Genomic DNA, 8,941 nt, shown 5'->3' with positions numbered 1-8,941 from the left:
AAAAACGCTCAAGGTTAACGGATTTCATTCCGTTTTGTGCCTTGAGCGAAGCGAAAGGAATGGGTATAAATATGAAAATGCATGTCGGTATCAATGTTACCAATCTGGAGAAGTCAATTGATTTTTACAGGAATCTGTTTGGTGCAAGGGTGGATGTGGGAAGACAATCAACAAGAAAATTCTTGCAGCACCAATCTGGAACCATGCAAGTGTACCCCTGAACCTGCTTGCTGTTAAAATTTTTACGGTTGGTCAGCTTTAAAGAGTTCCCCGGCATCGTCGGGGATTTTTCGTTTTGTGATATAGTAAGAAAAGAAGCGTTTTCAGACTTCGGGAGGAGTTACAGTGAATCATAAACCAATCCGCGTGTTGTTCGTATGCTTGGGCAACATTTGCCGTTCCCCGCTCGGGGAGGGAATCTTCAGAGAGTTAGTTCGTGAAAAGAGGCTCTCCGACTTTTTTGAGGTCGATTCGGCAGGTACAGCCGGTTATCATGTCGGAAGTCTTCCCGATCCCGGTTCACGCAGGGCTGCCCAACGGAGAGGCTATTCAATCGAGGATCAAAGGGCTCGTCAGATCCTGGATCGAGATTTGGATGAGTTCGATTACATCATTGCCATGGATGAGTTGAACCGCCGCAATCTCCGGCGGCTGGGAAACGGGAAAGCGAAGATTTTTCTGATGCGGGATTTCGATCCCAAGCGACAGGCCCAACAAGCACTGGATGTTCCCGATCCCTGGAGTAAAGGGGACGAGGCGTTTGAAGAAACCTATCTTATCATTGAACGTTCCTGCAAAGAATTTCTTTCCTATCTGATTGAGCAGCACAATCTCAAGCAAATGTAAGTCCACGTTGATAAAAGATGGCATTTTCGATACAGTAGAGGAAACTGCAGGCAATCAGGAGGCCATTATCATGCATGACAGATTTTCCGGTGTGGCGGAGGCAGCTGCCCGCGAAGCGGGGCATCTGATCCGGGAACGCATCGGCCGAGCAAGAGAGGTTGGCGAAAAAACTTCCAATGTCGACCTTGTCACGGAAGTAGACAAGCAATCGGAAGCAGTGATTCGCACGGAGCTGTTGGCCGCTTTTCCTGAACATAAGATTCTGGGGGAGGAAGGCGTGGCCCCGGGTTCGGCTGCATCTGCCGAAGCTCTAAACAAAGCGCTGTCAGCCGAGTACTTGTGGATCGTTGACCCAATTGACGGCACAACAAATTTCGTGCACGGTTTACCGGGGTGTACCGTTTCCATCGCACTTGCTCATCGGGGTGAGGTCATCGTTGGAGTGATTTATGATCCGCTGCGGGATGAGATGTTTACGGCAAGCAGAAATCAGGGAGCTTTCTTAAACGGAACCCCCATTTCCGTATCGAAGGAAGACAATCTTGGGGTAAGCTTGCTTGCAACGGGGTTTCCCGGGGATAAAGAGTGGGCGCGCGAGGTGAATCTTCGCGGGATGGTGGCACTCAGCCCTATATGCCGCAATATTCGGGCGATCGGGTCCGCAGCTCTTCATCTTGCTTATGTGGCTTGCGGCCGCTTGAGCGGGTTCTGGGAGATCGACTTGAACGCCTGGGATATGGCTGCGGGAAGTTTGTTGGTCCAGGAAGCGGGCGGAACAGTAACGAACACCGCAGGCGTCGATTATTCTTTGGATGTCCGCCATATTGCGGCTTCCAACGGCTTGATCCATACCGAACTGATTCGTGCGTTGAAACAGTCGGACGCAACGGGACTGTAAATTTAGGGGATGACACCCGGCCAGGGAAAACATGCTATTCCTGATTAACACTAAAAGGAGAGAAACCTTGTGGCAGGATTATTATGTAGCGCGTCAAACCAAGGCTACTCCTCCTTTTTCTGATGCATTCGTTAACCGCAAGGTTTCCCCTGGTCCTGTCTTAAATTTCCTGTTCAATCCTTTCTATTTCTTTATCTATTCTCTTCAAAAACTCTTTTCTCTCCCGTAATCTCTGTTTCTCTGTTCTAAGAAAATCTTCAACCTCTTTCGTAGCCTCTATGGCTCCCTCTATTGCTTCTTCTACATTCCTCAGCTTTATTGCTGCTGATTTCACAAGTTCCAATTGTGCTTTTAGAGCCTGCATCTCTCTCCGCTTGAATAATTTTAAAAGCTCCCATATGTTTTCGTCTTCTTGAGGTGACATACATGAATACCTCCCTTTTACTTGACTAACGTTTCCACACATAGTGTAATTTATCGTATGAAGGAGCTTCGGAATCTGTATGGACATTCATGGAGGGGGAATGTCCATTTTTGTTTGGACGGATAGCACGAATAAGAAAGCTCCTGTCTTTCTTTTTGCATGAAAAATGGGGAAACCGTTTATCCTGTGGAACAGCACCGGATGGAGGACTAACGTTTAGATGTTGGGCGATTGGACTTGGAGCAATGTCCAAGACAAATTATGGAACAAGATGTACAATAAACGTGTTGAGTATGACTTTTCATTCAATGTTGGACATAAGTATCTATTATCCCGTTTAAGTCTCTCAGTTTTTGAACATAATTATTTCAACATATTTATCTCCATTAATTTTGGTGTCGAACGGACGGAGGGCATTATGCTTGATTTTATTCTCAAATATCGCAATCAATTGATTAATCTTGCTCTATTTTTGGTTGTTGTTTTTCTGGTCTATGTCATACTAAGATGGCTGGTTCCATTTGTGGTTCCTTTGATAGTCGGCATCATTATCGCTCTTCTGATTGAGCCGTTGGTCCGTTTTCTAAGCCAACAGGCCAGGATGCCCCGTTGGATTGCATCGATTTTCTCGCTTCTGCTGGTGTTTGGCGGGGGGGTTGCTTTACTTGTCGTTTTAAGTGCGAAGTTAGTGATCGAACTGGCAGATTTGGCACGTAATATCCCGGAATGGTCACAGGCGGTTGTGAATCGTTTTTACGGCGACATTTCAAGGTTAATTCAGTTATATTACGCGAATGTGGATGAAAAATTTCAAGCGAAGGTCAATGAAAACCTGGTGAACCTCGGACAGACTGTCGGGAAGATGGGGGTATCATTTGTACAGTCTGCACTGCATGGCATCAGTTCAGTTCCGAATCTGGTTGTGATCCTGATTTTGTCACTGTTCATCAGTTACTTCGTCAGCAAAGACTTCCTGGTTTTCAAGCGGAAAATAGGTACATGGATGCCGGTTGATATTCGTGAAAAAGGGCAAGTGGTCTATGCGGACGTTACTGCGGCGATCGGGGGATACATCCGGGGGCAGGCGATCCTGATTACAATTACTGCCGTGCAGGTTCTGGCCGGGCTGCTGATTCTGCATGTTCCGTACGCTTTCTCGTTGGCGCTGTTGGCCGCTTTTCTTGACATTCTTCCTTTGTTGGGAACCGGTACCCTGTTTGTGCCGTGGGCACTCTATTCCCTGTTTACAGGTGATACCCGTCTTGGTGTAGGCTTGTTGATCGTGTATGGTTTGATCGTGATTGTTCGTCAGGTGATGGAGCCGCGCATCCTGGCCAATACGATTGGGCTTGATCCGCTTGCAACCATCGTGGTGATGTATGCGGGTTATACCGCGGCGGGATTCATCGGATTGCTGCTCGCCCCTTTCATTCTGATCGCTTTCCAATCGCTGCTCAAAGTCCGCATGTTTGATTTGATCATTGGAGCCGGAGACAGGAAAGGACCGCCGGTTCGCCGGTAATCGAGGAAAAGTCACTATGATTGAATTGCGAGAATTGGGGCCCGAGCATGCGGATGTACTTCACCGGCTGCTCCGGATCAGTCGGACTGGCTTCGATGGGTACTTGGCGGAAGAAGTTCTGGGATGGTCGATCTCCCGGCTTGTATGTCTGGGGGATCAGATTGTCGGACTGATCCAGGTTCGGAAATTGGACTCGGAAAAAGCGTACGGAGTTCTTGGTACCTGGCTTGTGCCACAAGTGTGGGGAACGGGAGTGAATCAAGCTGCCAAAGAGGCAATGCTCCGCCTGGTTTTTGAAGAACGGACGGATGTGGATCGGGTGTATTTTTGTATTGAGGAAGAGAATGTGCGCTCGCTTAGGGCGGCGGAAAAGCTTCGGTATGTGAAGAAAATTGGAGAAGAAGACGTGCCTTGCGAGCTGGTGGATGATTTGCGTGATGTCTCGGGGACACAGCGAAGATGGTATGCAATTATGCGTGAAAGTTTCATAAGATGCGGGTGAAAGGACGCTCATGGTAGCGTTCTTTTGTTTTTGATCCATGTATGCGAAACAGGAAAGATTTGCAGGCATAGATCACGGTTTTTACGGAAATTACCTGCCAAGTTGGATAAAAGTGTACTGGAAAGTGAGTTGAAGGATGTGTTACTATACGAATATATGTTCCGAACGCAAGTTCGTACAATGGAGGATCTTATGAGCAATCGCCGCCTGTTCAAGATCAAAAGCAAAACAGTGCTGAATCGCGTTACAACTCCCGCGATGCCCTTCACCTGGTCGATTAATCCTTATCGTGGTTGTTCGCACGGATGTGCATTTTGTTACGCCCGAAATACTCATGAATTTATTGGCATGAGTGCAGATGATTCGTTCCGTACCCATTTGTTCGTGAAAGAGGATGCTCCGGCTGTACTGCGTCGGGAACTGGCAAAGGGAAAGTGGAGGGGAGGCCGGGTTCAGGTCGGCACAGCGACCGATCCCTATCAACCACTGGAGAAACAGCAGGAACTCACGAAACAAATTTTGGAGGTTCTCGCCTTCTATCGTGTTCCAACTTCCATCACAACAAGATCCCCCTTAATTCAGCGGGACATCGAGCTGCTGCGGGAGTTGAACCGTTATGCGGATTGCTCTGTCCAGATTTCAATCAACACATTGGACGTTAAAATATGGCGTTCGATCGAGCCTGAATCGCCACACCCTCAGGCAAGGTTTGACACAGTAAAGAAATTGCGGGAAGCGGGAATCCGAACGGGGATCTTATTGGCGCCGGTTCTTCCGTTTTTAACAGATGATGTTCCGATGTTGAAGCGGTTGGTTCAGTCTGCCCGGGAATCTGACGCTTCATTTGTCGTTCCTTCGATCTTGCGGCTGAAACCCCAAGTCAAGCAATGGTTTTTCGGGCAGCTGGAAGCCCATTTTCCGGAAACCGTTGCTTCCTACCGCAATCTTTACAAAGGAACCTATGTGGAGGAGAGGTATGCAAAGCGCTTCCAGGAAAAAATGGGCCCGATCCTTCAACATTGGGGCTATACAAAAGAATTTTTTGCCGATGGAGATGATGTTTATCCTGGAGTCGCTTATAGGCAAAGCGCCAAAGTGCCGGCAGAAGAGAAAAAGGAACAGTTGTCCTTCGAATCGATCGCTTTTCGTCCCATTAAACCTTCGGAACAAAGGAAATAAACTCTTCCACCGTCTGGTCCAAAAGTTTGCGATCTCTGTAAAGAAGATATAAAGACCAATCAATCTGGGGCATGTCTGCAATCGGAACCGGCACCAACTCTCCCCGTTCGAGTTCGGGTTTTGCAACCAGTTCCGGCAGGAAGGTAATAACACCACCGCTGGCCGCAAGTGTTTTAGCCGCTTCAACGGGTGATACTTTCACCAGTCCGCGTGGCGGGTGCCCAATTTCCTGTGTCAAGGTCGACAGAAAGTCTTCATAGCCCGGTCCCCAATTGACCATAGCCAGCTGCATATTCTTTAAATCAGCCAAACGGCAGGACTCGGAACGGGTTAGTGGATGTGCAGGAGACGCGAAAGCGAGAATGGGTCCCTGATAAACTTGAATCTGCTTAATGCCAGCTCGAACAGGAGCCGAGATCACGAAGCCGACTTGTACCACATCGTCCAAGAGCATCTGCAGGACCTGGTGAGAATGCCCCGTATACATCACGATGTCCACGTCATGCTCCAGAGTGAAGGAATGGATCACCGGAGGGAGCAGATACGCTCCAATTGCAGCAGTGGCTCCTACTGTTAAACGCCGAACCGGATTTCCTTCCAAGCGGACAGCCTCTTTGCCTTCTTGCAGAACTTCTAAAGCCCGTTGGACATACGGCAGAAACACCTCTCCCGCTTTCGTCAACTCCACCCCTCGCGAGGTTCGATCGAAAAGGGATTGTTCCAATTCGGTCTCAAGAGATTGTATACGAGCGGAAACCGTCGGTTGGGAAAGCCCAAGGCTTGCTGCCGCCACGGAGATACTCCGTTCCCGGGCAACCCTTTCGAACACCAGTAACGCTTGCATATCCATAAGATCACCCCGTTAAAACTGAAAAAAGCCAATTCGATAAGATGATAGCATATTTGTCAGCACGATTACAGAATGATGCCCGCGAAAGAGAGTATACTTGCAAGAAGAAGGGAAAAAGGAGTTGATCATAATGGCAAACCTACGCAATCTTACTTCTGCCACATTTGACGAAACCATTCAAAACGGGAAGGTTCTGGTCGATTTCTGGGCGACCTGGTGCGGGCCCTGCCGGATGCAAACTCCCGTTCTTGAAAAATTGGCGGGAGAAATGGGCGACATTACGTTCACAAAAGTAAATGTGGATGAGGAACCTGATTTGGCTCAACGATTTGGAGTCATGAGCATTCCAACACTGCTCGTGTTCAATAACGGCCAAGTGGAAAAAACATTGGTCGGCTTTCAAAACGAAGCTCAGCTGAAAGCTGCTTTATCTTAAGACTGTGGTATACTAGACCTACCTGAAATCGCAGCATAGGCATTCACCGAGTCAATGGCTCGGTGAATGCCAAGTGTTTCTACGGGAGGTCCTTTTTTATGGAAGTGTTAAAGATTACTCCGCGAGGTTATTGTTACGGGGTTGTAGACGCGATGGTATTGGCTCAGCAAGCGCTCAAAGACCTGAATGTACCTCGCCCGATCTATATTCTTGGCATGATCGTGCACAATCAGCATGTTGTGGAAGCATTCGAACGGGAAGGGATTATCACCTTGGACGGCGAAGATCGTTTGGCCTTGCTTGACAAGGTGGATCAGGGGACCGTGGTATTTACCGCTCACGGCGTATCGCCGGAAGTTCGCCGCCGGGCGGCGGAGAAAGGACTGACGGTGGTCGACGCCACATGCCCGGATGTAACCAAAACGCATGATCTGATTCGCGAGAAAACGGCAGAAGGGTATGAAGTCCTCTACATTGGGAAAAAGGGGCATCCCGAACCGGAAGGAGCCATCGGAGTGGCGCCTGATCGAGTGCATTTGGTGGAGAAGGCGGACGATCTGCAAAACATTCATCTGAACAGCGATAAAATCCTCGTCACCAACCAGACCACCATGAGTCAATGGGATGTAAAAGATTTGATGAACAGGGTTCTTGAGATCTACCCGCAGGCCGAGATTCATAACGAAATCTGTCTGGCTACCCAGATCCGTCAAGAGGCAGTGGCGGAACAAGCGAAGAATGCTGATGTTGTAATTGTCGTGGGAGATCCTCGCAGCAACAACTCGAACCGTTTGGCTCAAGTGGCTGAAGAGTTAGCGGGTGTCCCCGCCTACCGGGTGGCAGACGTAACGGAGATCGACCCGCAATGGTTAATTGGCAAGAAAGTGGTGGGGGTTACGTCTGGCGCTTCAACGCCCACGCCAATTACAAAAGAAGCGATCGATTGGCTGGAGCAGTTTGACCCGAACAATCCCGCTACGTGGGAGAAAAAAAGGACCGTCAACATGAGCAAGCTGCTGCCTGCCTATCGAGCCAAATAGGAATCTCCCTCCCTCCTGTGAACCAGTTTGTTCCTCCAACAAGGAACGGAAAGAATTGGAATTGGATACCCGAATACCTATATGGGAGACAATTCTAAAGGAGGGATTTGTTATGAAAAAAAGGTGGATTGCATTCCTGGTGGCTGGCAGCTTATCCGTTAGTTTGGCCGGAGCGGGTCTTGCTACAGTGCCGCGGTACGATGAAGGGGTTATTTTTACTGATATTGAAGGGCATTGGGCCAAACCTGCAATACTGAAGTTGTATCACGCCGGTATTGTCAAAGGAGTGGGTGACGGCAAGTATGCTCCGGATCAAATTGTCACCCGGGAACAGATTCTTACTCTGATCATAAAATCATTAGGGACTCCAGTGGAGGAAATAAACCGGGTTACATTTTCTGATGTTCCCGCTTCCCGGTGGTCTCATCCATTTGTGGAAGCCGCCGCGGCAAGATCCATTATTGAAAAGGATTCGAAGTTTGAACCGATGAGAGCGGTTACGCGAGCGGAAGCGGCAGTTTGGGTGTCCCGTGCGGTTCCTCCCATGAATACGGGAATTGGTGGGGGGATGAAGGCACCTTTTTCAGATATAGCGGGTTTACCCGAGTCTGTGCAGTCGGCTATTTCTCATGTTTATCATTTGGGAATCATGGTCGGGGACCGCAAGCAGTTCCGCCCCAATGATACGCTGACTCGCGGTGAGGCGGCGGTACTGATTTCAAACCTGGCGGATCGCATACAAAGCAGCATGGGGGGACAAGGGATGGCGTTTAAAAAGGTTGATCCCGAGAACGCAAGTCCGGCAGTGCAGTCATGGGTAGCCAGTAAAAAAGAGATTCCGGGACCCCATTCCATATCGATGGAGGGGAAAACTTACATCCTGGTGTCACGAGGTCAGAAGCCAAATCCAGGATATGAGATTTCCATCAGTAAAGTGGTCGAGGAACCCGACCGGATTGCGGTTACGGTCGAAGTACGGAATCCTCAGCCCGGCATGATCTATGCGCAAGTGATCACGACACCGTTTGATCTCGTGGAAATTCCCGAGACCAATAAGCCAATTGAACTGAAGAATGCAGTCAATTAAATTGTATGAAGAGCCTCCTGGGTAGTGAGGTTCTTTTTTTATGGGAGAAATTACAGACGTAAGATTTTTAATCATAGTATAAAATTATTTAATAAAGGAAAAAGCGATGATCGTTTTGCAAAAGCCGGGATGACAAAAAAACAAAGCCTCTCGGTTT

Annotated in this window: 11 protein-coding genes; 9 read left to right on the top strand and 2 right to left on the bottom strand. The window is 48.6% G+C overall.

Going from position 1 to position 8,941, the window contains the following annotated elements; genetic code table 11:
• The 3 genes from ACFO8Q_RS10260 to ACFO8Q_RS10250 all read left to right on the top strand — a co-directional run.
• The coding region (locus ACFO8Q_RS10260) for a VOC family protein (RefSeq protein WP_380025680.1) at positions 1 to 221 on the top strand (221 nt) is incomplete at its 5' end.
• A gap of 124 nt (positions 222 to 345) precedes the next feature.
• On the top strand, positions 346 to 846 hold the full coding sequence (locus ACFO8Q_RS10255) for a low molecular weight protein-tyrosine-phosphatase (protein WP_380025679.1): 501 nt from the start codon (positions 346 to 348) through the stop codon (positions 844 to 846).
• A 70-nt stretch (positions 847 to 916) separates the two neighbouring features.
• The gene (locus ACFO8Q_RS10250; RefSeq protein ID WP_380025678.1) at positions 917 to 1,744 is read left to right on the top strand and encodes an inositol monophosphatase family protein; all 828 of its coding nucleotides are present in this window, start codon (positions 917 to 919) and stop codon (positions 1,742 to 1,744) included.
• A gap of 160 nt (positions 1,745 to 1,904) precedes the next feature.
• Here the strand turns inward: ACFO8Q_RS10250 and ACFO8Q_RS10245 are convergent, their stop codons facing one another.
• A complete protein-coding gene (locus ACFO8Q_RS10245; RefSeq protein WP_380025677.1) occupies positions 1,905 to 2,168 on the bottom strand; it encodes a hypothetical protein in 264 nt (87 codons plus the stop codon).
• 220 nt (positions 2,169 to 2,388) lie between these two features.
• Between ACFO8Q_RS10245 and ytvI the strand changes: the two genes are divergently transcribed.
• The 3 genes from ytvI to ACFO8Q_RS10230 all read left to right on the top strand — a co-directional run bounded on the left by ytvI (position 2,389) and on the right by ACFO8Q_RS10230 (position 5,371).
• A complete protein-coding gene (gene ytvI / locus ACFO8Q_RS10240; protein WP_380025675.1) occupies positions 2,389 to 3,690 on the top strand; it encodes a sporulation integral membrane protein YtvI in 1,302 nt (433 codons plus the stop codon).
• Between the two features lie 16 nt (positions 3,691 to 3,706).
• Positions 3,707 to 4,192 carry a GNAT family N-acetyltransferase gene (locus tag ACFO8Q_RS10235; RefSeq protein ID WP_380025674.1) on the top strand — a complete coding sequence of 162 codons (486 nt, stop codon included), beginning with the start codon at positions 3,707 to 3,709 and terminating at the stop codon, positions 4,190 to 4,192.
• A gap of 192 nt (positions 4,193 to 4,384) precedes the next feature.
• Positions 4,385 to 5,371 (top strand): SPL family radical SAM protein, encoded by a 987-nt coding sequence (locus tag ACFO8Q_RS10230; RefSeq protein WP_380025672.1) that lies wholly within the window; start codon positions 4,385 to 4,387, stop codon positions 5,369 to 5,371.
• Here ACFO8Q_RS10230 and ACFO8Q_RS10225 read toward each other — a convergent pair.
• Positions 5,346 to 6,221, bottom strand: coding sequence for a LysR family transcriptional regulator (locus ACFO8Q_RS10225; RefSeq protein ID WP_380025671.1), 876 nt, complete (start codon positions 6,219 to 6,221; stop codon positions 5,346 to 5,348). The two genes, ACFO8Q_RS10230 and ACFO8Q_RS10225, sit on opposite strands and share 26 nt — an antisense overlap.
• Positions 6,222 to 6,351: 130 nt before the next feature.
• On the opposite strand from ACFO8Q_RS10225, the gene trxA reads away from it, so the two are divergent.
• The 3 genes from trxA (at position 6,352) to ACFO8Q_RS10210 (ending at position 8,784) form a co-directional block, all read left to right on the top strand.
• Positions 6,352 to 6,657, top strand: coding sequence for a thioredoxin (trxA, locus tag ACFO8Q_RS10220; RefSeq protein WP_380025670.1), 306 nt, complete (start codon positions 6,352 to 6,354; stop codon positions 6,655 to 6,657).
• 98 nt (positions 6,658 to 6,755) lie between these two features.
• Positions 6,756 to 7,697 (top strand): 4-hydroxy-3-methylbut-2-enyl diphosphate reductase, encoded by a 942-nt coding sequence (locus tag ACFO8Q_RS10215; RefSeq protein WP_380025669.1) that lies wholly within the window; start codon positions 6,756 to 6,758, stop codon positions 7,695 to 7,697.
• A gap of 112 nt (positions 7,698 to 7,809) precedes the next feature.
• Positions 7,810 to 8,784, top strand: coding sequence for an S-layer homology domain-containing protein (locus tag ACFO8Q_RS10210; protein ID WP_380025668.1), 975 nt, complete (start codon positions 7,810 to 7,812; stop codon positions 8,782 to 8,784).
• The last annotated feature ends 157 nt before the right edge of the window (positions 8,785 to 8,941 follow it).

The sequence above is a fragment of the Effusibacillus consociatus genome (assembly GCF_042652925.1).
Classification (GTDB): domain Bacteria; phylum Bacillota; class Bacilli; order Tumebacillales; family Effusibacillaceae; genus Effusibacillus; species Effusibacillus consociatus.
This window is presented reverse-complemented; position numbering and strand designations above follow the sequence as displayed.